The sequence below is a fragment of the Bordetella pertussis 18323 genome, assembly GCF_000306945.1.
In the GTDB taxonomy this organism is placed as follows: domain Bacteria; phylum Pseudomonadota; class Gammaproteobacteria; order Burkholderiales; family Burkholderiaceae_B; genus Bordetella; species Bordetella pertussis.
On the sequence record NC_018518.1, the window covers coordinates 1,135,387 to 1,160,008 of the forward strand.

The 24,622-nt window shown below is 65.6% G+C and carries 17 protein-coding genes, 2 tRNA genes, 3 rRNA genes and 2 pseudogenes; 8 read left to right on the plus strand and 16 right to left on the minus strand.

The window, feature by feature from the left end; all coding sequences use genetic code 11:
* Nucleotides 1–9: 9 nt before the first annotated feature.
* Complete coding sequence (locus BN118_RS05360; RefSeq protein ID WP_010926318.1) at nucleotides 10–921, minus strand: LysR family transcriptional regulator; 912 nt, start codon at nucleotides 919–921, stop codon at nucleotides 10–12.
* A 225-nt stretch (nucleotides 922–1,146) separates the two neighbouring features.
* Between BN118_RS05360 and BN118_RS05365 the strand changes: the two genes are divergently transcribed.
* The gene (locus tag BN118_RS05365; protein ID WP_029443885.1) at nucleotides 1,147–2,664 is read left to right on the plus strand and encodes an acetyl-CoA hydrolase/transferase family protein; all 1,518 of its coding nucleotides are present in this window, start codon (nucleotides 1,147–1,149) and stop codon (nucleotides 2,662–2,664) included.
* 49 nt (nucleotides 2,665–2,713) lie between these two features.
* Here BN118_RS05365 and BN118_RS21330 read toward each other — a convergent pair.
* Both BN118_RS21330 and BN118_RS05375 read right to left on the minus strand, forming a co-directional pair.
* Nucleotides 2,714–3,688: pseudogene (locus BN118_RS21330) on the minus strand (bile acid:sodium symporter family protein).
* Between the two features lie 205 nt (nucleotides 3,689–3,893).
* Nucleotides 3,894–4,856 (minus strand): annotated as a pseudogene (locus BN118_RS05375) (LysR substrate-binding domain-containing protein).
* A gap of 88 nt (nucleotides 4,857–4,944) precedes the next feature.
* Here BN118_RS05375 and BN118_RS05380 point away from each other — a divergent pair.
* The 7 genes from BN118_RS05380 to BN118_RS05410 all read left to right on the plus strand — a co-directional run bounded on the left by BN118_RS05380 (nucleotide 4,945) and on the right by BN118_RS05410 (nucleotide 13,087).
* The gene (locus tag BN118_RS05380; protein WP_041166143.1) at nucleotides 4,945–5,193 is read left to right on the plus strand and encodes a DUF1127 domain-containing protein; all 249 of its coding nucleotides are present in this window, start codon (nucleotides 4,945–4,947) and stop codon (nucleotides 5,191–5,193) included.
* Between the two features lie 903 nt (nucleotides 5,194–6,096).
* Nucleotides 6,097–7,627, plus strand: a 16S ribosomal RNA gene (locus tag BN118_RS05385).
* A gap of 97 nt (nucleotides 7,628–7,724) precedes the next feature.
* Nucleotides 7,725–7,801, plus strand: a tRNA-Ile gene (locus BN118_RS05390).
* Nucleotides 7,802–7,821: 20 nt separating this feature from the next.
* Nucleotides 7,822–7,897: transfer RNA gene (locus BN118_RS05395), tRNA-Ala, on the plus strand.
* A 314-nt stretch (nucleotides 7,898–8,211) separates the two neighbouring features.
* A 23S ribosomal RNA gene (locus BN118_RS05400) occupies nucleotides 8,212–11,093 on the plus strand.
* 175 nt (nucleotides 11,094–11,268) lie between these two features.
* Nucleotides 11,269–11,381 (plus strand): 5S ribosomal RNA (rrf, locus tag BN118_RS05405).
* The 16S, 23S and 5S rRNA genes sit together here with 2 tRNA genes alongside, the layout of an rRNA operon.
* 689 nt (nucleotides 11,382–12,070) lie before the next feature.
* Nucleotides 12,071–13,087, plus strand: a complete 1,017-nt coding sequence (locus BN118_RS05410) for an IS110-like element IS1663 family transposase (RefSeq protein ID WP_014905421.1) — start codon at nucleotides 12,071–12,073, stop codon at nucleotides 13,085–13,087.
* 165 nt (nucleotides 13,088–13,252) lie between these two features.
* On the opposite strand, the gene fliR is transcribed toward BN118_RS05410, so the two are convergent.
* The 13 genes from fliR to fliF form a co-directional block, all read right to left on the minus strand.
* A complete protein-coding gene (gene fliR, locus BN118_RS05415) occupies nucleotides 13,253–14,041 on the minus strand; it encodes a flagellar biosynthetic protein FliR (protein WP_010930333.1) in 789 nt (262 codons plus the stop codon).
* Nucleotides 14,042–14,063: 22 nt separating this feature from the next.
* Nucleotides 14,064–14,333 carry a flagellar biosynthesis protein FliQ gene (fliQ, locus tag BN118_RS05420; RefSeq protein ID WP_003811859.1) on the minus strand — a complete coding sequence of 90 codons (270 nt, stop codon included), beginning with the start codon at nucleotides 14,331–14,333 and terminating at the stop codon, nucleotides 14,064–14,066.
* 16 nt (nucleotides 14,334–14,349) lie between these two features.
* Nucleotides 14,350–15,141 (minus strand): flagellar type III secretion system pore protein FliP, encoded by a 792-nt coding sequence (gene fliP / locus BN118_RS05425; RefSeq protein WP_015041547.1) that lies wholly within the window; start codon nucleotides 15,139–15,141, stop codon nucleotides 14,350–14,352.
* An 11-nt stretch (nucleotides 15,142–15,152) separates the two neighbouring features.
* A complete protein-coding gene (gene fliO / locus BN118_RS05430) occupies nucleotides 15,153–15,494 on the minus strand; it encodes a flagellar biosynthetic protein FliO (RefSeq protein ID WP_003811855.1) in 342 nt (113 codons plus the stop codon).
* A 10-nt stretch (nucleotides 15,495–15,504) separates the two neighbouring features.
* Nucleotides 15,505–16,005 carry a flagellar motor switch protein FliN gene (gene fliN / locus BN118_RS05435; RefSeq protein WP_010930335.1) on the minus strand — a complete coding sequence of 167 codons (501 nt, stop codon included), beginning with the start codon at nucleotides 16,003–16,005 and terminating at the stop codon, nucleotides 15,505–15,507.
* Nucleotides 15,998–17,008: a flagellar motor switch protein FliM gene (fliM, locus tag BN118_RS05440; RefSeq protein ID WP_003811852.1), complete on the minus strand. Its 1,011-nt coding sequence runs from the start codon at nucleotides 17,006–17,008 to the stop codon at nucleotides 15,998–16,000. The genes fliN and fliM overlap by 8 nt, the downstream gene beginning before the upstream one ends.
* A 2-nt stretch (nucleotides 17,009–17,010) precedes the next feature.
* Nucleotides 17,011–17,583, minus strand: a complete 573-nt coding sequence (gene fliL / locus BN118_RS05445; RefSeq protein WP_003811850.1) for a flagellar basal body-associated protein FliL — start codon at nucleotides 17,581–17,583, stop codon at nucleotides 17,011–17,013.
* Nucleotides 17,584–17,724: 141 nt separating this feature from the next.
* Nucleotides 17,725–19,050: a flagellar hook-length control protein FliK gene (locus BN118_RS05450; protein WP_041166144.1), complete on the minus strand. Its 1,326-nt coding sequence runs from the start codon at nucleotides 19,048–19,050 to the stop codon at nucleotides 17,725–17,727.
* 5 nt (nucleotides 19,051–19,055) lie between these two features.
* Entirely contained in the window at nucleotides 19,056–19,502 is a 447-nt protein-coding gene (fliJ, locus tag BN118_RS05455) for a flagellar export protein FliJ (RefSeq protein WP_003811846.1), read from the minus strand.
* Nucleotides 19,495–20,970 carry a flagellar protein export ATPase FliI gene (fliI, locus tag BN118_RS05460; RefSeq protein ID WP_041166145.1) on the minus strand — a complete coding sequence of 492 codons (1,476 nt, stop codon included), beginning with the start codon at nucleotides 20,968–20,970 and terminating at the stop codon, nucleotides 19,495–19,497. The genes fliJ and fliI overlap by 8 nt, the downstream gene beginning before the upstream one ends.
* Nucleotides 20,967–21,722: a flagellar assembly protein FliH gene (fliH, locus tag BN118_RS05465; RefSeq protein ID WP_014905600.1), complete on the minus strand. Its 756-nt coding sequence runs from the start codon at nucleotides 21,720–21,722 to the stop codon at nucleotides 20,967–20,969. Before fliH ends, fliI begins: the two co-directional genes overlap by 4 nt.
* On the minus strand, nucleotides 21,715–22,725 hold the full coding sequence (fliG, locus tag BN118_RS05470; RefSeq protein ID WP_003817203.1) for a flagellar motor switch protein FliG: 1,011 nt from the start codon (nucleotides 22,723–22,725) through the stop codon (nucleotides 21,715–21,717). Before fliG ends, fliH begins: the two co-directional genes overlap by 8 nt.
* A complete protein-coding gene (fliF, locus tag BN118_RS05475; RefSeq protein WP_010930339.1) occupies nucleotides 22,715–24,391 on the minus strand; it encodes a flagellar basal-body MS-ring/collar protein FliF in 1,677 nt (558 codons plus the stop codon). Before fliF ends, fliG begins: the two co-directional genes overlap by 11 nt.
* Nucleotides 24,392–24,622 lie beyond the last annotated feature (231 nt).

Here is a 24,622-nt window from a genome sequence, read left to right on the forward strand (position 1 = left end):
CGCGGCGTATCAGCGGGACGGCTTGCGGGCGGGCTGGCCGTTTCCCAGTACCTCGGTGGCCACTTCCAGCCAGGCGCGCGCTGCGTGGGACAGATAGCGGTCGCGCACGCGGATATGGCCGATTTCCCATTGCAGGCCGGCCTTGGCCAGGCGAGCCGTGCTCAGCCCGCGCGTCTTCAGGCGCTGTACCAGCGGTTCGGGCAGCAGCGCCACGCCCAGGTCGGCCGAGGCCATCGCGGCCAGGAAGTCCCAGTGCGCGCTCTGCGCCGCGATGCGCGGCGCAAAGCCGGCCTGTGCGCAGGCCTGGCGCAGGCGGCGGGTCAGCGCGAAATCGTCGGTGGGCAGCAGCAGCGGCAGGTCGCGCAGCGCCGTCAGCGGCAGGGCGGTCTTGCCTGCCCAGGCGGCCGCCGGCGGGCCGATCACCCATAGCGCATAGCTGCCGAACCGGGTGGCCTGCAGCGGGCCGGGGTCCTGTATCGGCAGGACGGTGGCGCCTACCTCCAGTTCGCCGGCGGCCACCAGCCGCTCGACCGCCTGGCCGGTGTCCTCGCGCAGGCTCAGGCGAATATGCGGATGGCGTTCGCGAAAGCGCTTGACGACCGGCGTGAACAGCAGGTTGATCATCGGCGGGATGCCGACCTCCAGCTCGCCGCGCTGCAGGTCGACCGCTTCGCGCACCTCCGCGTCCAGCTGGCGCATGGCGCCCAGGATGTGCAGGCCGCGTTCGTAGACGATGCGGCCGGTATCGGTGGGGCGGGCCGTGTGCCCGTCGCGGATCAGCAGCGGCGTGCCGACCTCATCCTCCAGCTGGCGGATCATCTTGCTGACTGTCGACTGGGTCACGAACAGCGCGCGCGCCGCCTGCGTGAAGCTGGCCGTGCGCACCGTCTCGACGAAGTAGCGCAAGGCGCGCACGTCCATGGGCGGAAACTCGCAAACGATGAAAAAAACGAATCGATTGGATAATTTTAAGTCATTACGAGATTTGCCGCGGGCTGCCTATACTGCGGAAAAATTTGGTCGCACCGGCCATCCGGTGGACGTTTTGACGGAAAACGCCGCGGCAGACGGCGCCCGGGCACAGGAGGCGCGACGCAATCCCACCCGGACTGCGCGCCGTGGCCACCATTGATGTCTGGAGACAGCATGCATCTCGAACGTATTCGCCATCCCGGCCTGCGCGCCCGGTTGGCTTCCCCCCAGGAAGCGGCCCGGCTGGTCCACGACGGCATGACCGTCGGCATGAGTGAGTTCACGCGCGCGGGCGACTGCAAATCGGTGCCGGCGGCGCTGGCCGAAAGAGCCGCCGCCGAGCCGCTGCGCATCACGCTGCTGACCGGCGCCTCGCTGGGGCATGACACCGACAAGCTGCTGGCGCAGGCCGGCGTTCTGGCGCGCCGCATGCCGTTCCAGGTCGACACCACGCTGCGGCGCAAGATCAACCAGGGCGAGATCGCCTTTGTCGACCAGCACTTGTCCGAAACCGTCGAGCAGTTGCGCGCCGGCCATATCGGCCCCATCGACATCGCCATCGTCGAGGCGGCTGCCATCACCGAAGACGGCGGCATCGTGCCGACCATGTCGGTCGGCAACTCGGCCTCGTTCGTCGAGCAGGCCCGCCTGGTCATCGTCGAGCTCAATCTCGGCGTGCCCGCGGCCATCGAAGGCCTGCACGACATCGTGATCCCGGGCGCGCGGCCCGGCCGCCAGCCCCTGCCGCTGGTGTCGGTCGACCAGCGCATCGGCGCGCCCTGCATCGCGGTGGACCCCGACAAGATCGCCGCCATCGTCGTCACCAACGAACCGGACAGTCCCTCAAACGCCTTGCCGCCCGACGAGGAGACCGGCGCCATCGCCGGCCACATCGTCGGCTTCCTGCGCCAGGAAGTGAACCAGGGGCGCCTGAGCCGCTCGCTGCTGCCCCTGCAGGCCGGCATCGGCACGATCGCCAATGCCGTGCTGCACGGGTTCGGCGAGTCGGAATTCGAGGGGCTCACCATGTACTCGGAAGTGCTGCAGGACAGCGCGATCGAACTCCTGGACCAGGGCAAGCTGAGTTTCGCCTCGGCCTCGTCCATCACGGTCTCGCTGCCGGTGTACGAACGCATCCTGGGCAACCTCGAGCACTACCGCCAGCGCATCGTGCTGCGCCCGCAGGAAATCAGCAACGCGCCCGAGCTGGTGCGCCGCCTGGGCGTGATTGCCATCAACACGGCGCTGGAGTTCGACATCTACGGCAACGTCAACTCCACCCATGTGGGCGGCACCCATATGATGAACGGCATCGGCGGTTCGGGGGACTTTGTGCGCAACGCGCACCTGTCCATCTTCGTGACCAAGTCCATGGCCAGGAACGGCGATATTTCCAGCGTGGTGCCCATGGTCTCGCATGTGGACCACAACGAGCACGACGTCGATATCCTGGTGACCGAGTGCGGGCTGGCGGACCTGCGCGGCCTGGCGCCGCGCGAGCGCGCTCGCGCCATCATCGCCCATTGCGTGCATCCCTCGTACCGCGATGCGCTGCGCGATTACTTCGAGCGCGCCTGCAGGCGCGGCGGGCAAACGTCCCATCTGCTGGAGGAGGCCTTCTCCTGGCACCAGCGCTACAACGAAACCGACACGATGCGGCTGGCGGCACCGGCGGCCCGGCGCGTGGCCTGAATGTGCGGCGGGCCCCCATGAGGGGGCCCGCGCAGGCAAGCCGGCTGGGTCAGCGCGCGGCCGCGGCCGACGTGGCCGGCGCCGGCGCGTCCGCCTCGTCGTCCTTGAAGCGGCGCAGCAGCGTCGCGGCCAGCGGGCCGGAAATGTTGTGCCAGACGCTGAAGATCGCGCTGGGCACGGCGGCCAGCGGCGAGAAGTGCGCGGTGGCCAGCGCCACCCCCAGTCCCGAGTTCTGCATGCCCACCTCGATCGAAAGCGTCTTGCGCTTGGCCACGCCCAGCCCGCAGGCCCTGCCCAGCAGATAGCCGATCAGCAGGCCCAGGCCGTTGTGCAGCACGACCACGGCGAAAATCATCAATCCGCTGGTGGCGACGGGCCTGGTTGCCGGCCACGACCGCCGCCACGATGGCCACGATGGCGGCCACCGACACCAGCGGCAGCGCGTCCACGCACACCTTGACCTTCTCGCGCAGCAGGTACTGCGCCAGCACTCCCAGCACGATGGGCAGGATGACCACCTGCACGATGGACCAGAACATGGCCGCGGCGCTGACCTCGATCCATTGGCTGGCCAGCAGGTAGATCAGGGCCGGCGTGACGATGGGCGCGAGCAGCGTCGTTACCGAAGTGATGGCCACCGACAACGCGACGTCGCCGCGGGCCAGGAACGTCATGACATTGGAAGCCGTGCCGCCCCCGGGCAGCAGCCCACCAGGATGACGCCGACCGCCACTTCGGGCGGGAGATCCAGCACGGCGGTCAGCAGCCAGGCCAGCGAGGGCATGATGATGAACTGGCCGAGCACGCCGATCAGCACGTCGCGCGGGCGATGCAGCACCTCGCGGAAGTCGTCTTTCGACAGGGTCAGGCCCATGCCGAACATGATCAGGCCCAGCAGGGGAACGATGTATTGCCCCAGCCACTTGAAGTGCTCGGGCGAGTAATAGGCAAGCGCTGCGAACAGCAGCACCCAGATGGCGAAGGTATTGCCGACGAAGCGGCTCAGGCGGGCGATGGCCTGCATGGCGTGGTGATTCCTTGAAGCATGGCCCGCCGGCGCGGGTGCGCGGCGGCATTGCCGCGCGGGCGGCGGGCCGGTGAAAAACATGGCGAATGCGGCGGGCGTACGCGCGTCGGCGGGTGGCCGAGGGCGTACGCGTGCGCGAGGGTGGGTGCATGCGCGGCTGCCCGCCGTGTACGCGGGCAGCCTGGCCGTCAGGGGCAGGATTCTACGCCGCTGGCCTGGCGCGCCGGCGCCGCGGCGGCGTGCCGGCCTCGTGCGCCAGCGTGGCGCGCGCCAGCGCCAGCTCGTCGTGCAGCCATTGGCGCAAGGCCTGCAGCGGCGGCCAGTCGCTCAGTTCGGGCCGGTAGACCAGGTGGAAGGTTTGCCGCTGCTCGGCGGCGATGGCCAGCGGCGACAGGCGCACCAGGCGGCCCGCGGTCAGCGCATCGGCGGCCAGCAGTTCGCGCACCAGCGCCAGCCCCAGGTTCTGTTCGGCCGCCTGGGCCAGCATGCCGGCGTCGTTGAACAGCGCGACCGGCTTGATCGTGGCGCGCACGCCGGCCGCCTGGAACCACGCCTGCCACAACCCCTGTTCTCCCAGCAGCGGCTCGTGGGCCAGCCGCTGCGGGTCCGCGCCCGCCAGGCGCCGCGCTGTGGCCGGAGCCGCCACCAGGATCATGCGCGTGGGCGTATCGAACAGCGGCTCGGACTGCTGGCCGGCCTAGGGCCCGCGCCCGAAGCGCAGGGCGGCGTGAAAGCCCTCGCGGTGCAGGTCCACGACCTGCTGCGAGGTTTCGATCTCCAGGGCGATGTCCGGGTGGTGCGCATGCCAGCGCGCCATGCGTGGCAGCAGCCACAGCTGTGCCAGCGAAGGCAGGACCGAAATGCGCAGGCGCAGTCCGGAGCCGGCCGCTGCTGCGGCGGCGGCCTGGACGCCTTCGTCCAGCAGCGCCAGGGCGGGCTCGGTGGCGCGCAGCAGCGCCTGCCCGGCGGGATTGAGCACCAGGCGGCGCGCACGGCGATCGAACAGCGCGAAGCCCAGCTGGGTTTCCAGCGTGCGGATCTGCTGGCTGACGGCGCTGTGCGTCAAATGCAGCTGCAGCGCCGCCGCGCGCAGGTTCTGCAGGTCGGCGACGACGCGGAACACGGGCAGGACATTCAGGGGCAGGCGGCTCGTACTGGTAAGCATAACTGACCATCATGGGCGGAACAATTCGATTTTCAATGGGTCTTTGGACGCATATCCTGAACATCTAGACCTGTACACGGAGATTCCCATGGCTGAGACCACCTGCTCCCCCGTCATCCTGTCACCCTGCACGCTGTGCGCCGGCGCCGAGCCCGCGTCCGGGTGGCGAGCTCGCCTGCGGGCCTGGATCGCACGCCGCCGCCAGGCGCGCATTCTGGCCGAGGTCATGGAAATGGACGAACACATGCTCAGCGATATCGGCGCGCCGCCATGGGTCAAGGTCGAGGCCGTCGCGCGGCAGGCGCGCCAACGATGCGGCCCGTCGCGTTCCTGGTAAGGCGCGGACATGGCGGCCACGGTCCGGCCGCCGCCGGGACGCAAGCCCGCCGCCATGGGCCGGGCCGGCTCCATGCAAGCCGTGGTTCGCATGCCTATATATAAGAAAGAAGGGCGTCCTCCGGGGCCGTGCGCAAGGCGCGTGCGGCCCTGTCCACGCGCGGCGGCCCCCCGCGCAAGGCGGGGCAGCCGCCGCCAACCAGGGTTTTGTTGCGGCGTTTTGACAGCCCGTGCAAACGTGCTATAGTTCGCCCCCTTCGCAGTTCGGGTTGTCCCGGATGCGAAGCCGGAACCGCGAATCATGCGGTTTGCAGGATCTCCGCCCAGGTGCGGGAGCCGGCAAGCCAGGGCAGGAGGCGCGGGCAGCACCGGGGCAGGGCGGGCGGGATTATGCCGATGTGGCGGTTCCCGGGGTTCTGGCAGGTGTTGTTGCACGACGGTTAACGAATCGCTGCCTTCGGGTTGCAAATTCTGCAAAAGTCGTGTTATAGTTTCGGGCTTGGCAGTTGCCGAAACCTAAGGGTTAACCCTGATGCCGATCGGCGCGGGTGCTGGGGTTTCGAGAAGTGCCAGGTGAGAGGCGCAGGCCTTGAGGAAGGGGGTGAGTCAGGTGCGGAGCAGGCGAGGCCGACTTGACAAGCTGAAAAAACTTCTTCATAATCTCGTTTCTCTGCTGCTGAAAACGCAGCGCCGGTCGGAAGGCCGGTTGGCAGGACCGCTCTTTAACAATTTAACAACCGATAAGTGTGGGCACTTGGTGCGAGCGCACGGTGGTGGCTACGGTCGTCATCGAAAGCAAAGCATTATCAAGTGCTCACTGAATGAAGTAAGGTTTTTTAAACCTCACTTCCTTTGAGCAAGCGATACGGATCCTGGTTTCGATCAGGGTCCACACACAGAGATTGAACTGAAGAGTTTGATCCTGGCTCAGATTGAACGCTGGCGGGATGCTTTACACATGCAAGTCGGACGGCAGCACGGGCTTCGGCCTGGTGGCGAGTGGCGAACGGGTGAGTAATGTATCGGAACGTGCCCAGTAGCGGGGGATAACTACGCGAAAGCGTGGCTAATACCGCATACGCCCTACGGGGGAAAGCGGGGGACCTTCGGGCCTCGCACTATTGGAGCGGCCGATATCGGATTAGCTAGTTGGTGGGGTAACGGCCTACCAAGGCGACGATCCGTAGCTGGTTTGAGAGGACGACCAGCCACACTGGGACTGAGACACGGCCCAGACTCCTACGGGAGGCAGCAGTGGGGAATTTTGGACAATGGGGGCAACCCTGATCCAGCCATCCCGCGTGTGCGATGAAGGCCTTCGGGTTGTAAAGCACTTTTGGCAGGAAAGAAACGGCACGGGCTAATATCCTGTGCAACTGACGGTACCTGCAGAATAAGCACCGGCTAACTACGTGCCAGCAGCCGCGGTAATACGTAGGGTGCAAGCGTTAATCGGAATTACTGGGCGTAAAGCGTGCGCAGGCGGTTCGGAAAGAAAGATGTGAAATCCCAGGGCTTAACCTTGGAACTGCATTTTTAACTACCGGGCTAGAGTGTGTCAGAGGGAGGTGGAATTCCGCGTGTAGCAGTGAAATGCGTAGATATGCGGAGGAACACCGATGGCGAAGGCAGCCTCCTGGGATAACACTGACGCTCATGCACGAAAGTGTGGGGAGCAAACAGGATTAGATACCCTGGTAGTCCACGCCCTAAACGATGTCAACTAGCTGTTGGGGCCTTCGGGCCTTGGTAGCGCAGCTAACGCGTGAAGTTGACCGCCTGGGGAGTACGGTCGCAAGATTAAAACTCAAAGGAATTGACGGGGACCCGCACAAGCGGTGGATGATGTGGATTAATTCGATGCAACGCGAAAAACCTTACCTACCCTTGACATGTCTGGAATCCCGAAGAGATTTGGGAGTGCTCGCAAGAGAACCGGAACACAGGTGCTGCATGGCTGTCGTCAGCTCGTGTCGTGAGATGTTGGGTTAAGTCCCGCAACGAGCGCAACCCTTGTCATTAGTTGCTACGAAAGGGCACTCTAATGAGACTGCCGGTGACAAACCGGAGGAAGGTGGGGATGACGTCAAGTCCTCATGGCCCTTATGGGTAGGGCTTCACACGTCATACAATGGTCGGGACAGAGGGTTGCCAACCCGCGAGGGGGAGCCAATCCCAGAAACCCGGTCGTAGTCCGGATCGCAGTCTGCAACTCGACTGCGTGAAGTCGGAATCGCTAGTAATCGCGGATCAGCATGTCGCGGTGAATACGTTCCCGGGTCTTGTACACACCGCCCGTCACACCATGGGAGTGGGTTTTACCAGAAGTAGTTAGCCTAACCGCAAGGGGGGCGATTACCACGGTAGGATTCATGACTGGGGTGAAGTCGTAACAAGGTAGCCGTATCGGAAGGTGCGGCTGGATCACCTCCTTTAAGAGCTTGAGTGCTCGTGTCAAGTGTCCACGCTTATCGGTTGTTGTTATATAGCTGCTGGATCGGTGGCTGCTGATCCGAGAGAGAAAGGTTTCGCGGGTCTGTAGCTCAGTCGGTTAGAGCACCGTCTTGATAAGGCGGGGGTCGTTGGTTCGAATCCAACCAGACCCACCAAGGTTTCCTGAGAGGGAAATGGGGGTGTAGCTCAGCTGGGAGAGCGCCTGCTTTGCAAGCAGGATGTCATCGGTTCGATCCCGTTCACCTCCACCAAAGCCTGTCCAGAGGATGGGTGTGGGGCGAGACCAGAAGGCGAGAGAGCAACGCTTAGTGCTGCGAGTCAGTGTTAAGCGTTGGGTTTTGGCCCGACAGCTATATATGTTCTTTAACAATTTGGAAGAAGCACAACGTAAAGTGTTCGTTTAGTAGTCGGCGCGAGTCGATGAAGACGGATACGGGTTGTGATTGCATGATTTTGTTCCAAGTCTCAAGAACTGGCTGGGCGCGCAAGCGTTTGGTCAGATGCTTTGAACTTATGAACGGCACAAGCGCGAATGAACAGCACCTATAAGACTTTAGTGTTATAGGATCAAGCGACTAAGTGCATATGGTGGATGCCTTGGCGATCACAGGCGATGAAGGACGTAGTAGCCTGCGAAAAGCTGCGGGGAGCTGGCAAACAAGCATTGATCCGCAGATATCCGAATGGGGAAACCCACCGCGCAAGCGGTATCCCTGGCTGAATACATAGGCCAGTGGAGGCGAACCGGGTGAACTGAAACATCTCAGTAGCTCGAGGAAAAGAAATCAACCGAGATTCCGAAAGTAGTGGCGAGCGAAATCGGAAGAGCCTTTACGATTTAGCATTTTGCATAGTCGAACGGAATGGAAAGTCCGGCCGTAGCAGGTGATAGCCCTGTAGACGAAATGCAGAGTGTGGAACTAGGCGTAAGAGAAGTAGGGCGGGACACGTGAAATCCTGTCTGAAGATGGGGGGACCATCCTCCAAGGCTAAATACTCGTGATCGACCGATAGTGAACCAGTACCGTGAGGGAAAGGCGAAAAGAACCCCGGAAGGGGAGTGAAATAGATCCTGAAACCGTATGCATACAAACAGTCGGAGCCTCTTTATGGGGTGACGGCGTACCTTTTGTATAATGGGTCAGCGACTTACATTCAGTGGCGAGCTTAACCGAATAGGGAAGGCGTAGCGAAAGCGAGTCCGAATAGGGCGTCCAGTCGCTGGGTGTAGACCCGAAACCAGATGATCTACCCATGGCCAGGTTGAAGGCACGGTAACACGTGCTGGAGGACCGAACCCACTAGTGTTGAAAAACTAGGGGATGAGCTGTGGATAGGGGTGAAAGGCTAAACAAATCTGGAAATAGCTGGTTCTCTCCGAAAACTATTTAGGTAGTGCCTCAAGTATTACTGCAGGGGGTAGAGCACTGTTATGGCTAGGGGGTCATGGCGACTTACCAAACCATGGCAAACTCCGAATACCTGCAAGTACAGCTTGGGAGACAGAGCACCGGGTGCTAACGTCCGGACTCAAGAGGGAAACAACCCAGACCGCCAGCTAAGGTCCCGAATTATCGCTAAGTGGGAAACGAAGTGGGAAGGCATAGACAGTCAGGAGGTTGGCTTAGAAGCAGCCACCCTTTAAAGAAAGCGTAATAGCTCACTGATCGAGTCGTCCTGCGCGGAAGATGTAACGGGGCTAAGCGATAAACCGAAGCTGCGGGTGTGCACTTTTAGTGCGCGCGGTAGGAGAGCGTTCTGTAAGCCTGCGAAGGTGGCTTGTAAAGGCTGCTGGAGGTATCAGAAGTGCGAATGCTGACATGAGTAGCGATAAAGGGGGTGAAAAGCCCCCTCGCCGTAAGTCCAAGGTTTCCTGCGCAACGTTCATCGGCGCAGGGTGAGTCGGCCCCTAAGGCGAGGCAGAGATGCGTAGCTGATGGGAAGCTGGTTAATATTCCAGCACCGTCGTACAGTGCGATGGGGGGACGGATCGCGGAAGGTCATCAGGGTGTTGGACGTCCCTGTTGCTGCATTGAAGATGGCGCTTAGGCAAATCCGGGCGCGAGAATCAAGGGTGTGGCACGAGCGAGCAAGTCTCGCGAAGTGATTGGAAGTGGTTCCAAGAAAAGCCTCTAAGCTTCAGCTGTACGAGACCGTACCGCAAACCGACACAGGTGGACGGGATGAATATTCCAAGGCGCTTGAGAGAACTCAGGAGAAGGAACTCGGCAAATTGATACCGTAACTTCGGGAGAAGGTATACCCTGGTAGTGTGAAGCGCCTGCGCGCTGAGCATGAAGGGGTCGCAGAGAATCGGTGGCTGCGACTGTTTATTAAAAACACAGCACTCTGCAAAGACGAAAGTCGACGTATAGGGTGTGACGCCTGCCCGGTGCCGGAAGGTTAAGTGATGGGGTGCAAGCTCTTGATCGAAGCCCCGGTAAACGGCGGCCGTAACTATAACGGTCCTAAGGTAGCGAAATTCCTTGTCGGGTAAGTTCCGACCTGCACGAATGGCGTAACGATGGCCACACTGTCTCCTCCTGAGACTCAGCGAAGTTGAAGTGTTTGTGATGATGCAATCTACCCGCGGCTAGACGGAAAGACCCCATGAACCTTTACTGTAGCTTTGCATTGGACTGTGAACCGGCCTGTGTAGGATAGGTGGGAGGCGCAGAACTCGAGTCGCCAGATTCGAGGGAGCCATCCTTGAAATACCACCCTGGTTTGTTTGCGGTTCTAACCTTGGTCCGTTATCCGGATCGGGGACAGTGCATGGTAGGCAGTTTGACTGGGGCGGTCTCCTCCCAAAGCGTAACGGAGGAGTTCGAAGGTACGCTAGGTACGGTCGGAAATCGTGCTGATAGTGCAATGGCATAAGCGTGCTTGACTGTGAGACTGACAAGTCGAACAGGTGCGAAAGCAGGACATAGTGATCCGGTGGTTCTGAATGGAAGGGCCATCGCTCAACGGATAAAAGGTACTCTGGGGATAACAGGCTGATACCGCCCAAGAGTTCATATCGACGGCGGTGTTTGGCACCTCGATGTCGGCTCATCTCATCCTGGGGCTGTAGCCGGTCCCAAGGGTATGGCTGTTCGCCATTTAAAGAGGTACGTGAGCTGGGTTTAAAACGTCGTGAGACAGTTTGGTCCCTATCTGCCGTGGGCGTTGGATACTTGACGGAGCCTGCTCCTAGTACGAGAGGACCGGAGTGGACGTACCTCTGGTGTACCGGTTGTCATGCCAATGGCATTGCCGGGTAGCTAAGTACGGAAGAGATAACCGCTGAAGGCATCTAAGCGGGAAACTCGTCTGAAGATTAGGTATCCCGGGGACTAGATCCCCCTGAAGGGTCGTTCGAGACCAGGACGTTGATAGGTCGGGTGTGGAAGCGCAGTAATGCGTTAAGCTAACCGATACTAATTGCCCGTGAGGCTTGATCCTATAACTCTCAAGTCTTAATTATTACCGCTGGACAGTAAGCGCCAGCGCCGTTCATACCAACACAACATACACACGCAACCCGCGTCGCTGCCAGTCCCAACCGACTGCCAGGCGCACGCTGTGCTTCTTCCAAATTCAAGCCGTTGACCCTGCGTCAACCGCTTAGCCGGTTACGCCTGACGACCATAGCAAGGTGGTCCCACTCCTTCCCATCCCGAACAGGACAGTGAAACGCCTTCGCGCCGATGATAGTGGATGTACATCTGTGAAAGTAGGTCATCGTCAGGCTTTTATTGCTCAAAACCCCGCAGCCTCACGGCTCGCGGGGTTTTGTTTTTGGGGGTACGCCCAGGCGGCTGGCCCCGCAACGGGCACGACAGCCGCGGCCGGGGGGCCTGTCCCTGCGGGGGGAAGGATACCTGCGGCCCGGGTGCCTGTCCCCGCAGGGGGACAGGCACCTGCAGACATCCCCATCTTCTGACGAACCGCCTGCAGCGTGTGTCAGTCCCCCTGCGGGGACAGACACACGCTGTGGAATCCTGCCTCGGCATCGCACCCGCCAACCGTGACGGCAAGCAGCCGCCCATGCGCCCGCCTCCGCCGCACGTCGCCGGGTGCCTGTCCCCGCAGGGGGCTGGCACCTGCAGACATCCCCAGCTTCTGACGAACCGCCTGCAGCGTGTGTCAGTCCCCCTGCGGGGACAGACACACGCTGTGGCGTCCTGCCTCGGCATCACATCCGCCTATCGTAGCGGCAGGCGCCCATGCGCCCGCATCCGCCGCACGCTGCCGGGTGCCTTGTATCTTTCCTCCGGTGGTGATTAGCTATCACCACCGCGCGCCGATGACCGCGAGTTGGTGCCCAAAGCGAGGACTTTGTGGGACAGATAGCGGCTCGGCAGCGCACTGCTGGGCCGGCGAGACACTGGACGGTATCGTAGGGCGAGGACCCTGTATGTACAAGGCAAGTGGGCGCAGTGGCTGACAGCAGTTTGTTATCTGCAGGAGGCCAAGTCCATGTTTTCATAGGTATTGATGTATCAAAGGCCAAGCTGGATTGCACGTTGCTGACGGCTGAGGCTGACAAGCATAAGACCAAGGTGGTGGTCAACACCGCCGCGGGCGTACAAGCCCTGCTGGCGTGGTGCGCCAAACACGGCGCACAGCCGGCGCAGTTGCACGCCATCCTGGAGCCTACGGGTCTGTATCACGAGCAAGCGGCCACGGCGCTGCCCCAGGTCCGGGTCTCTTTGGTCAATCCCGCCCAGGCCCGGGACTTTGCCAAGGCCTTGGCGCTGCGCTCCAAAAATGATGCGCTCGACAGCTACGTGCTGGCTCGCTATGGACAGACGCTGAGCCCGGCGCTGTGGCACCCGGCGCCCTTGCATGCGCGTCAACTGCGCGCCTTGTTGACGCGACGCGAGGCGCTGAGCAAGGATCTGTTGCGTGAGCTCAATCGCAAAGAGAAGAGCCAGTTCAGCCCCTCGGCGCCCTTGGTCGATGGTTCCATCGACAAGGCCATCGCGTTCTTGCGCGAACAGATCAAACAAATCGAGCGGGCGATCGATCAGCACATCGACAACCACCCCGACCTCAAGCAAGACTGCGAGCTGCTGAACTCCATCCCCGCCATCGGGCCTCAGGCCGGCAACGCCATCCTGGCCGTCATGCACAATCGGCATATCGACTCCGCCCAGAGCCTGGCCGCCTATCTCGGGGTGGTCCCTGTGCAGCGCCAATCCGGCAGCAGTCTGAACAGCTGCGCACGCCTGTCCAAAGCCGGCCCCTCCCAGGTGCGCGCCACGTTATACATGGCGGCCCTGGTTGGGACCCGCCACAACCCCCACATCCGCGCCCTTTACCAGCGCCTGCTCAAAGCAGGAAAAAGCAAAAAGGCCGCGCTGGGCGCGGCCATGAGAAAACTGGTGCATCTGTGCTTCGGGGTCCTCAAAAACCGCATCCCCTACCAGCCCAATTACGCCATGAACGGTTGACTGCCAAGACGGTATCTGTCCCCGCGGGGACAGGCACCGCAGGGAGTCGGCGGGTGCCCCCTGCCGGGGCAGACAGGTGTCGCCGGGTGCCTGTCCCTGGGGGGACAGGCACTGCAGGGACTCGCCGGGTGCCAGTCCCCCTGCGGGGACAGGCACCCGAAGGGGTTATTTGCCCGCCAGGCCGTTGGCGACGTTGTTCATGGTGTTCAGGCCCTGTTCGAACAGGCGCTCGAGGAAGGGGCCGGAATGCGGCAGCACGATGGCCAGCAGCACGAGGCCGACGATGAGGCTGACGGGAAAGCCGATGGCGAACACCGACAGCTGCGGCGCGGCGCGGTTGAGGATGCCCATGGCCAGGTTGATGGTCAGCAGGGCGCAGATCAGCGGCAGCGCCAGCAGCAGGCCGGAGACGAAGATGGTCGTGCCCCATTCGGCCAGGATGCCCCAGCCGTTGCGGTCCAGCACGCCGACCGCGACCGGCAGCGTATCGAAGCTGCGCACCAGCGCGCCGAGCACCAGCAGGTGGCCGTCCAGCGCCAGGAAGACCAGCATCGCGACGATATTGAACAGCCGCGAGAGCACCGCGGTGTTGGCGCCGGTGGCGGGGTCGAAGAACGACGCGAACGACAGGCCCATCTGCAGGCCGACGAATTCGCCCGCGGTCTGCACCGCAGCGAACACCACCCGCATGGACAGTCCCAGCGCGATGCCGATGAGTACCTGCTGGCTCAGCAGGAACAGCCCGGCGTACGAACTGGGCGGGACGGCAGGCATGGGGCCGATCGCCGGCGCCACGGCGATCGTCAGCATGAAGGCCAGGCCGATCTTCACGCGCGTGGGTATGGTGGACTCGGAAAACAGCGGCGCGGCGCCGACCAGGGCCAGGATGCGCACGAACGGCCACAGGAACTGGGCCAGCCAGCCGTTGAGCTGTTCCATGGTGAACGCAATCATGGCGCGGCGCGGCCAGGCGCGTTCAGGACACCAGCATCGGGATCTGGCCGATCAGCTGGCGGATGTAGTCGGTCAGCAGGCCCAGCAGCCAAGGGCCCAGCAGCACCAGGGTGCCGCACATGGCCAGCAGCTTGGGGATGAACGACAGCGTCATCTCGTTGATCTGCGTGGCGGCCTGGAAGATGCTGATGACCAGGCCGACGATGAGCGTGACCAGCAGCAGCGGTCCGGCCAGCGCCAGGGCGACCTTGAGCGCCTGGTAGGTCATCGACATCACGGTTTCGGCGGTCATGGCGGCCTCCCTCGCGCTATTGGTAGAAGCTCTGGGCCAGCGAGCCGAGCAGCAGGTGCCAGCCGTCGGCCAGCACGAACAGCATCAGCTTGAACGGCAGCGCCACCGTGACCGGCGGCACCATCATCATGCCCAGCGCCATCAGGACGCTGGCGACCACCAGGTCGATGATGAGAAAGGGAATGAAGATGGTAAAGCCGATCTGGAACGCCGTCTTCAGTTCGCTGGTGATGAAGGCCGGGATCAGGATGCGCATCGGCACCTGGGACGGGTCTTCCATGGCCGGCAGGTTGGCCAGGTTGGCGAACAGGGTGAGGTCGTTCTCGCGGGTCTGGTGCAGCATGAAGTTGTGCAGGGGCGCGCCGGCGCGCTCGACCGCGGTTTCGAACGGAATGCTGCCCGCGGCCAGCGGCTGGTAGGCGTCGGTGTAGATTTTGTCGAACACCGGCGACATGGTGTAGAAAGTCAGGAACAGCGCCAGCCCGATCAGCACGTGGTTGGGCGGCGACATCGCGGTGCCCATGGCGCTGCGCAGCAGCCCCAGCACGATGATGATGCGCGTGAAGCCGGTCATCATCAGCAGCGCCGCGGGCAGGAACGACAGCGAGGTCATCAGCAGCAGGGTCTGCATGCTGAGCGAGTAGGTCTCCGAGCCATTCGGCCCGGGCGTGGCGGTCAGGGCCGGCAGGGTGGCCTGCGCCAGCGCGCCGCTCGGCCACAGCGCGGCGGCGGCCACGGCGACGGCAGCCATGGCGGGCCACCAGGGCGCGCGCGGGCGCGTGTCGGAAAAACGGAAGCTGATGCTCATGACGGGCAAGCCTAGGGCCTGTCTACTCGATGGCCGCGCTGCAGCGCCTGGCCCAGTTTGGCGGCAAAGGTGCCGGCCGCGGCCGGCGAAGGGTCGGGCAGCTGGCCGGCCGGCAGGGTGTGTAGGGTGGTCAACTGGTTGGGCGTGACGCCCAGCACCAGCCAGGTGCCTTCGATTTCGAGCACCACCACGCGTTGGCGCGGACCCAGGCTCATGCCGCCGACCTGGCGCAGCAAGGCGCCGCCGTGGCGCTGGATCAGGCCCGAGCGCCGCGCCAGCCAGGCCGAAACCAGGATGGCGGCGATCACCAGCGCCAGGCCGATGACAACGCGCAGGACGGCGGATTCGGTCATGAAGCGGCTTTTAGCGGCGACTGTTCAAGCGGTTGATGCGCTCGGACGGCGTGATGATGTCCGTCAGGCGGATTCCGTACTTGTCGTCCACCACGACCACTTCGCCCTGGGCGATCAGGTAGCCGTTGACGAAGATGTCCATCGGTTCGCCGGCCAGGCCGTCCAGTTCCACGACCGAGCCCTGGCCCAGTTGCAGCAGGTTCTTGATGGTCAGGCGCGTGCGGCCCAGCTCCACCGTCATCTGCACCGGCACGTCCATGATCAGGTCGATGTCGGTGCCCTGGCCGGTCTCCTTGGTGGCCAGCGGCTTGAAGACGGACTGCGCGGCGGCGGCCGGCGCGGCGTTCTGCTCGGCCAGGGCGTCGGCCCAGTCGTCCTGCGGCTTGAGGCCGTCGGCCTGGGTGGGTGCGGCGGCGCGGTTCTGTTCGGCGAGCGCATCGGCCCAGTCGTCCGCCGCCGGGGCGGGCGCGCCGGCGCCGGTCTGGTCGGGCCGCTCGTTCGTATCAGTCATGGTCGGGGGCCTCGTTGGAATCGGTATCGTCGTAATTGATCAGGTTTTGCACGCGCAGCGCGTATCGGCCGTTGAAGACGCCATAGCCGCACTCCATGAGCGGCACGCCGTCGACGTGGGCGGTAACGGTCTCGGGCACGGCGATCGGCAGCACGTCGCCGGTCTTCATGCGCATCAGCTCGCCGATGCTCGAAGGGATGTGGCCGAATTCCGCCACCAGGTCGATGTCGGCGCTGCGCACCTGGCGCTGCAGCTGCTGCGCCCAGCGCTGGTCGACTTCCTCGAGCGCGGTGTCCTGCAGCGGGCGCGTCAGCAGGTCGCGCACCGGTTCGATCATCGAGTAGGGCAGGCAGATATTCAGGTCGCCGCCGGTCGCACCGAATTCGATGTGAAAGGGCGACACCACCACCACTTCGTTGTTGCCGGTGATGCTGGCGAACTTGGTGTGCATTTCCGAGCGCACGTACTCGAACTCGATCGGGTAGACCGGGTCCCAGGATTTGCCGTAGCTCTCCAGCGTCAGGTTGAGCAGGCGGCGGATGATGCGCTGCTCGGTCGTGGTGAAGTCGCGGCCTTCCACGCGGGTGTGATAGCGGCCGTCGCCGCCGAACAGGCTGTCGATCACCAGGAACACCAGGTTCGGGTCGTAGGTGAACAGGGCGGTGCCGCGCAGCGGCTTCATCTGAATCATGTTCAGATTGCTGGGCACCGGCAGGTTGCGCTCGAAATCGGCGTACTTCAGGATCTTGATGGCGCCGACGGTGATGTCGGCGTTGCGGCGCATAAAGTTCAGCAGCACGTTGCGCATGTGGCGCGCGAAACGCTCGTTGATGAGCTCCAGCGTCTGCATGCGCCGGCGCACCACGCGTTCGGGCGAGCTGAGGTCGTAGGCGCGCGGGGCGCCGGCCTCGTCGCCGGCCGGCTGCTTCTCGTCGCTTTCGCCGGTGACTCCGGCCAGCAGCGCGTCGACTTCGTCCTGCGAAAGAAAAGCCTCGTAGGCCATGCTTATTGCACCACGAATGCCGTGAACAGCGCGTCGGTCACGTACTGGCCGTCAGGCAGCGGCGAGAACGGGCGTTTCACTGCCTCGGTGATGGCGTGCGCCATCTCGGTCTTGCCCTGCAGCGTCTGGACCGCCTGCGGCGATTGCGAGGACAGCACCATCAGGATGCGGCTGCGCACCTCGGGCATGTACTTCTCGATGCGCTGGCGCGTCTGCTCGTCGCTGACGCGCAGCGTGATCCCGACGTGCAGGATGCGCTCGCTGTCGGCGTTCTGCAGCGTGACGGTGAACGCTTCCAGCGGGATGAAGATCGGCGCGGGCACCACCGGCGGCGTCGCCGGCGGCGCGACGAACTGCATGGGCGTCGCTTGCGGCTGGCCCACGCCCAGTTGCACGGGCACGGCCACCGGCGGCTGCATGCGCTTCATGAAGTACCACGTGCCGGCCACGCTGGCGGCGACCACCAGGGCCAGGACCAGCAGCATGAGCAGCGGGCGAAGCAGCCGGCCGGCGCCGCCCGGGCGCAGGGGAAGGGTCGTGCGCGGCGGCATGGTGGAAGTTTTGGTCGTTGCCATCTCGATGTCGATGCGTAGTGCCGCTATGAAACGGACTTTGATGGAATTAAGGCATTCTGCCGCAATTCACGCCCGCGCTGGCAGGCGAAAAACAGGGCGAAAGCCGGGTATCTCAAGCTATTGCTGCGCTGCGCGCGGCCCTCATGCGAAGGTGTCGACCAAGGCATCGGCGTTGCGCGCCGGCGTGGCGGCCACGATGACCGTCTCGCTGTCGGCGCCCGCGGCGCTGCCGCCCGACGCGCCGGCGCCGCGGCCTTGCTGCTCGGCAAAGCCCTGCTGCGCGGACTGGTCGCCGACACTGGTCTGGCCCAGCGAGATGCCGGCCTGCGCCAGCGCCTGCTGCAGTTGCGGCAAGGCGGCCTCGACCGCCTGGCGCACCGCCGCGTGGACGGAGACGAACGCGGCGCTGGCCACGCCTTCGTGCAGGTTGATGCTGACCCGCAGGGGGCCCAGATCGGGCGGATCCAGGCGCAGTTCGGCCGTATGGTGGCCCTGGCGCGCATCGTGGCTGATGGTGACGAGCTGGCGGCCCAGCTCCTGGCCCCATTGGCTGGATCCCACCGGCGAGGCGACCTCCAGCCCCAGCGGCTGCGCGGCGGCGGGCAGGCTTGCGGGGGCCGGGTTGCCGACGGCCTGGCGCGCCGCAATGTGCGCCTGGGCCGCCGCGTGCAGGGCCGCGCCGTGTTCGGCCGCGGCCAGCGGTTGCGGCTGGGCCGGCGCGGTGGCAGGGGGCTCGGCCGCCTCGCCGCCGTCTTCCGGCGTGCCGCCGGTCGACGGCAGCGGGTGCGGCAGGCTGGGCGCGGCGGGCGGCGTTGCGGCGGTTTCGGCGGCCGGCGCGTTGGGCGCGCTGGCGGCCACGGCGACCTGGCCTGCAACGGCCGGTTGCGCGGCTTGCGGCAGGGCTGGCGGCATGGCCGGCGCGGTATCGGCGGGGGTGGCGCCGGCGGCGGCCGGCGCGGCGGGCGTGGCAGGCTGGCCGGCCAGCAGCGCCGCGTGGGCGGGTTGCCGGGCGGCGGCGCCTGCCGCCTGGGTGGCGGCCGCAACCTGGGCGTTGACGGCGGCGGCTTCGGCGGCGATCTCCAGGGCCTGCAGCGGCAGCGCGGGAGCCGGCGCGGCCTGCGCCGCCAGCGCGGCCAGCGTGGCGGCGTCGGCGGCCGTCTCGGCAGCGGGCTCCTGCTGGCCGTCCACCGGCAAGGCCGCGGTGTCGCCGGGATTGCCGGGTTTGCCGGCGCCGGCCGGGTTCTGGGTCGCGGGGCCTTGGGCCGGCGCGCCGGCCTGGCCGCCGGGCGCGGCAGGCGTGCCGGCTTCGCCGGGTTTGCCGCCTTGCTGGCGGGCCAGCACTTGCGAGAAGCTGGGACCCTTGCCGGCGGCGGCCGGGCCGCCTTGCGCGGCCGGACCCGGCGCAGGCGTCAGGGCGGGAATGGGCAGGGTAGCGGTCGTCATAGCGGCTGTCCTGTTACGGCTCATGGATATCAGAAACCCGCCTGGCGGCGTACCAGTCGGGCGGAGTATTCATCGTTGACGCGTTGCTCGCGCCGCGCCTCGAGCAGGGCCTGGGTGCGCGATTCGCGCTGCGCCAGGGTGTCGAACGAATTCAGCTTGCGCTTTTGCTGCTGCCAGTTGAGGCGCCCGTCGTTCAGGTGCGCCTCGGCCCGGTGCAGGACATGGCGTTGCTGGCCGATGGCATCGTCCAGCGTGGCGATGAAGCGCTGGTAGTTATGGCAGTCGGCGGCCGACATGCCCGACTGCATGGCGGTCTGCATGCGTTGCAGATAGTCCTGGCGATAGTCCTGCAGCATGTTGAGCTGCTGCTCGGCGTTGTTGCGCTCGGCGCTCAGGCGGCCCAGTTCGCGGGCGGCCTCGTCGGTGCTGTCCTTGGCCAGGCCGATCAGCATGTCCAGTGGCAATTGGCTAGGCATAGGCCTCCCTCGTTTCCAGGCTGCGCTGCAGTTGATCGATGGCCGTGCCATAGTCCACGCTGTCGCCGATGTTCTGCTGCAGGTACGCTTCCAGGCGCGGATAGCGCGCAATCGCGTCGTCGAGCTGCGGATCGGCGCCGGCCACGTATGCGCCGACCGAGATCAGGTCGCGGTTGCGCTGGTAGCGCGACAGGATTTGCTTGAAGCGGCGCACCTGCTGGAATTGCTCGGTCGTGATCAGCGAGGTCATGGCGCGCGAGATCGAGGCTTCGATATCGATGGCCGGGTAGTGGCCGGCCTCGGCCAGGTGGCGCGACAGCACGACGTGCCCGTCCAGGATGGCGCGCGCCGAATCGGCGATCGGATCCTGCTGGTCGTCGCCTTCGGCCAGCACCGTATAGAAGGCGGTGATCGAACTGGCCTTGCCGTTGGGGCCCGGCGCGCCCATGCCGGTGCGTTCGACCAGCGCCGGCAGCTTGGCGAACACCGAGGGCGGGTAGCCCTTGGTGGCCGGCGGTTCGCCAATCGCCAGGGCGATTTCGCGTTGCGCCATGGCAAAGCGCGTGAGCGAGTCCATGATGAGCAGCACGTCCAGGCCCTGGTCGCGGAAATGTTCGGCCAGGCGCGTGGCATAGGACGCGCCCTGCAGGCGCAGCAGCGGCGAGACGTCGGCCGGCGCGGCGACCACCACCGAGCGGGCCAGGCCTTCGGGGCCGAGGTTGTGCTCGATGAATTCCTTGACTTCGCGGCCCCGTTCGCCGATCAGGCCCACCACGATGATGTCGGCGCGGGTGTAGCGCGCCATCATGCCCAGCAGCACGCTCTTGCCCACCCCCGACCCGGCGAACAGGCCCATGCGCTGACCCCGGCCGACGGTCAGCAGGCCGTTGATGGCGCGCACGCCCACGTCGAGCACGCTGTCGATGGGCGCGCGCGACAAGGGGTTGATGGGCAGGGCGGTCAGGGGCGCCTGTTCGGCGCCGGCCAGCGGACCCAGGCCGTCGAGCGGCCGGCCCGCGCCGTCGACGACGCGGCCCAGCATGGCGTTGCCCACCGGCAGGTGGCGGCCCACCTGCGGCTTGGCGTTGCCGTTGAGTTCGGCCTTGCGCGGCAGCGGCACGGGCCGCTGCACGGCGGGCTCGGCCGGCACCACGCGGGCGCCGGGCGGCAGGCCCGAGATGTCGCTTTGCGGCATCAGGTAAAGCGTGTGGCCGTCGAACCCCACCACCTCGGCGTCGGCCCAGTGGTCATGGCCGCGCGCCAGCTCGATGCGGCAGGCGGCGCCCACCGGCAGGCGCAGGCCGGTGGTGTGCAGCACCAGTCCGGCAGCGCGCGTGATGCGGCCGCTGACCAGCCACGGCTCGGTCGAGGCGGCGCGGATCGAACCGATCTGCAGTTGGGTCTGCCAGCGGTCGGCCACCGGCACGGCGGCCGTATCGGCCAGCAGCGGCAGGGCGGGCGGGTTCACGCGGTTTCCTCCCAGGCGGCGCTGCGGCCCAGCGAGGCCGCCACGCGGCGCCAGCGCGTCTGCAGGGTGGCGTCGACATCGCCGTAGGCGGTCTCGGTGCGGCAACCGCCGCGCGTGATCGATTCGTCGGCCTGCAGCCGCCAGTTGGCTTCGTTCAGTTCGTCGGCCAGATGCGTGCGCACCAGTTCCAGGTCGTCGGGATGGACCCACAGGCGCATGGCCGCGCCGGTGGCCGGATTGATCTGCAGGACTTCGCGCACCGCCGCCACCATCGCCTCGGGGTGCTCCGCCAGGGTGGTGCGCAGCACCTGCCCGGCGATATCCAGGGCCAGCGTCAGCAGGCTCTGGCCCATGTTGTCTTCCAGGCGCGCGACCGAGGCGGCGCAGGCCTGCGCCAGCGCGTGCAGGCGTTCGGCCTGCTGGCGGGCGTCTTCGCGGCCTTGCGCCAGCCCCTCGGCATGGCCTTCGGCGCGGCCTGCCGCCAGTCCCTGCGCATGGCCGGCCGCGTAACCCTCGCGCTGGCCCTGCTCCTGGCCGGCCTGGTGGCCGGCGGCATGACCGGCCCGCTCGGCGGTGGCGCGCCATTCGCGCAGCAGCTCCTCGGGGTCCGGCGCGGGCTCGGGCTCGGGTTCGAGCGCCGCGGGTTCGGGCGTCTCGGCCTCGGCCGGCTCGTCGAACGACAGCATCTGCCAGCGGCGCCAGGCGGCGCTGCGCGGCAGGGCGGCCGGCTCGCGCGCGAGGGCCTCAGACATAGGCGTCGTCCCCTTGCGTGCCCAGCACGATCTGGCCGCTTTCGGCCAGGCGGCGGGCAATCTGCAGGATCTTCTTCTGCTCGCCTTCCACCTTGGACATGCGGATCGGCCCTTGCGCCTCCAGGTCTTCGCGCAGCATCTCGGCCGCGCGGCTGGACATGTTGCGCAGGAACTTGTTGCGCAGTTCGTCGCCGGCGCCCTTGAGGGCGACCATGAGGGTATCGTTGTCGATTTCCTTGAGGATGAGCTGGATGGCGCGGTCCTCGACGTCGAGCAGGTTGTCGAAGACGAACATCTCGTCGATGATCTTCTGGGCCAGGTCGGAGTCGCGCTCGCGCAGGCTTTCGACCACGGCCTCTTCCTGCGACGAGTTCATCATGTTCAGGATCTCGGCGGCGGTGCGCACGCCGCCCATCTTGCTGCGCTTGGCGCCCTGGCCGGCCAGCACCGAGTTCAGCACGTCGGTCAGCTCCGAGAGGGCGGCCGGCTGCACGCCGCCGAAGGTGGCGATGCGCAGCATCACGTCGTTGCGCATGCGCTCGCTGAGCATGGCCAGCACGCTGGCGGCGCGGTCGCGCTCCAGGTGCACCAGGATGGTGGCGATGATCTGCGGATGCTCGTCGCCGATCAGCTCGGCCACGGTATGCGGGTCCAGCCAGTTCAGCGCGTCGATGCCGCTGCCGCCTTCGCCGGCCTCCAGGATGTCCTCGATCAGGCCGGCGGCCCGGTCGCTGCCCAGCGCCTTGGTCAGCACCGTGCGGATGTAGTCGTCCGAGCCCAGCGTCACGGCCATGAACTGGTCGGCCTCCTGGCGGAATTCCTCCAGCACCACCGCCACGTCGCCGCGCGTGACCTGCTTGAGGCTGGCCATCGCCGCGCCCACCTGCTGGACTTCGCGCGCGCTCAGGTACTTGAAGACCTCGGCGGCGGCGTCCTCGCCCAGCGACATCATCAGGACCGCGCTGCGCGTCATGCCGTCCAGCGGCTTTCCGTCATTTTTCATCTTTGCTCATCCACGAACGCAGGACCATGGCGACAGCGCGCGGATCCTTGCCCGCCATGTCGCGGGCGAGCTGCAGGTTGTCTTCGTAGCGGTTGACTTCGCGGGTGCGCGCGGCGGCCTGCGCTTCGCGCTCGGCTTCCTGGCGTTGCGCGGCGGCCACTTCGGGGTCGACCTGCGGGTAGAAGTAGTCGGTGACCACCGGGCGGATCTTGCGGTACAGCCAGAAGGCCAGGATCAGGCCGAACAGCCAGCCCAGCGCCGTCTTGATCATGGCGATCAGTTCCGGGTCGCGCCACAGCGGCACGGCGACAGGCGTATCGTTGAACTGGCTGTTGACCAGGTTCAGCGAGTCGCCGCGCGCCTCCGAATAGCCCATGGCCTCGCGCACCAGGTTGGTCAGCTTGTTCAGCTCCTCGGGCGGCAGCGCCTCGGACTCGCCTTCCTTGTTGGGCAGGTAGTTCACTACCACCGCCACCGACAGCCGCTTGAGCATGCCCACCGGCTGCTTGACGTGGCTGATGGTGCGGTCGACTTCGTAATTGATGGTGGCGTCGTGGCGGTCGTTGCTCGGCGCCGCGGCGCCTTGCTGCGTCTGGGTGGTGGTGGCGCCGGCGGCCTGTTGCTGGGCGCGCTGCTGCTGTTGCTGCTGCGGGGTGCCGGCGACGGCGGGCGGATTGACGATGGGCGCCTGCGCGTTGGCCGGCGGCTGGTTGCTCAGCGCGCCGGGCACGCCCTGCGCCGCGTTCGGCCCGGTCTGGCGCGAATCACTGGTCTGCTGGCTGCGCACGGCGGCCTGGCCGGGCTCCTGGTTGGGCCGATAGACCTCGGAAGTCTCTTCGCGGCGGGCGAAGTCGATCTCGGCGCTGGCCTGGGCATGCACGTTGCCGGGGCCGACCAGCGGGTTGAGGATGGTCAGGATGCGCTCGACCGTGCGCTGCTCCATTTCACGCACGAAGCGCAACTGGTCGGCGTCCATGCCGCGGCCTTCGCCCAGCGGCGCCGACAGGAGCCGGCCGTTTTGGTCGACGATGGAGACATTCTCGGCGGTCAGCTCGGGCACGCTGGAAGCCACCAGCCAGGCCACCGCCGACACCTGGGCATCGCTCAGGCTGCGGCCCGGGTACAGGTTGAGCAGCACCGAGGCGGTCGGGGCCTGGCGGTCGCGCACGAACAGCGACTGGCGCGGCATGGCCAGGTGCACGCGGGCGTGCTGCACCGTATGCATGGCCTCGATCGAGCGCGCCAGCTCGCCTTCCAGGCCGCGCTGGTAGTTGATCTGCTCGGCGAACTGGCTGGCGCCGAAACGGGTGTTGTCCAGCAGCTCGAAACCCACCGAACCGCCGCGCGGCAGGCCCTGGCTGGCCAGCTGCATGCGCGTGTCGTAGACCCGCTCGGCGGGCACCAGCAGCGCGCTGCCGTTGTCGCTGAAGCGGTAGGGCACGTTCATCTGGTCCAGCGCCGAGACGATGGCGCCGCCATCGCGGTCGTCCAGATTGGAGAACAGCACCTTGTAATCGGGCTCGCGGCTCCACATCGCCACCGCCGCCACCACGGCGATCAGCGCCGCCGCCGCCCCAAGCAGGACAGGTTTGGGCAGGGCGCGCAGTTTCTCCAGCACGGGAAACCTCGCCATCAGCGACGCGCTCAGGGTTGCCTGCTGGTTCATCGGCGGCTCCCGCTGGCTGCGCGGTGGGGATAAACGTACGACATGGATGCTCGGGGCAGGTTACGCATGCAACGTGCTTTGGGTGTGGGAGCGTGGATTCTGGATGGGCCGCGCGCAATCCCAATGCCCGAAAACAACCGTCTTTTCGGCGCTATTTGATCCGTATCGTTCCTGCATGCGCGGCACGCGGCCGCCGGGCGCCGTCCAAGCCGGGAAGTGGCGGCTTTTTTG

Coding starts and splice junctions, on each gene's coding strand:
- BN118_RS05360 (WP_010926318.1), bottom strand. CDS start 921: ATGGACGTGCGCGCCTTGCGCTACTTCGTCGAGACGGTGCGCACGGCC.
- BN118_RS05365 (WP_029443885.1), top strand. CDS start 1,147: ATGCATCTCGAACGTATTCGCCATCCCGGCCTGCGCGCCCGGTTGGCT.
- BN118_RS05380 (WP_041166143.1), top strand. CDS start 4,945: ATGGCTGAGACCACCTGCTCCCCCGTCATCCTGTCACCCTGCACGCTG.
- fliR (WP_010930333.1), bottom strand. CDS start 14,041: ATGATTGCGTTCACCATGGAACAGCTCAACGGCTGGCTGGCCCAGTTC.
- fliQ (WP_003811859.1), bottom strand. CDS start 14,333: ATGACCGCCGAAACCGTGATGTCGATGACCTACCAGGCGCTCAAGGTC.
- fliP (WP_015041547.1), bottom strand. CDS start 15,141: ATGAGCATCAGCTTCCGTTTTTCCGACACGCGCCCGCGCGCGCCCTGG.
- fliO (WP_003811855.1), bottom strand. CDS start 15,494: ATGACCGAATCCGCCGTCCTGCGCGTTGTCATCGGCCTGGCGCTGGTG.
- fliN (WP_010930335.1), bottom strand. CDS start 16,005: ATGACTGATACGAACGAGCGGCCCGACCAGACCGGCGCCGGCGCGCCC.
- fliM (WP_003811852.1), bottom strand. CDS start 17,008: ATGGCCTACGAGGCTTTTCTTTCGCAGGACGAAGTCGACGCGCTGCTG.
- fliL (WP_003811850.1), bottom strand. CDS start 17,583: ATGGCAACGACCAAAACTTCCACCATGCCGCCGCGCACGACCCTTCCC.
- BN118_RS05450 (WP_041166144.1), bottom strand. CDS start 19,050: ATGAGCCGTAACAGGACAGCCGCTATGACGACCGCTACCCTGCCCATT.
- fliJ (WP_003811846.1), bottom strand. CDS start 19,502: ATGCCTAGCCAATTGCCACTGGACATGCTGATCGGCCTGGCCAAGGAC.
- fliH (WP_014905600.1), bottom strand. CDS start 21,722: ATGTCTGAGGCCCTCGCGCGCGAGCCGGCCGCCCTGCCGCGCAGCGCC.
- fliG (WP_003817203.1), bottom strand. CDS start 22,725: ATGAAAAATGACGGAAAGCCGCTGGACGGCATGACGCGCAGCGCGGTC.
- fliF (WP_010930339.1), bottom strand. CDS start 24,391: ATGAACCAGCAGGCAACCCTGAGCGCGTCGCTGATGGCGAGGTTTCCC.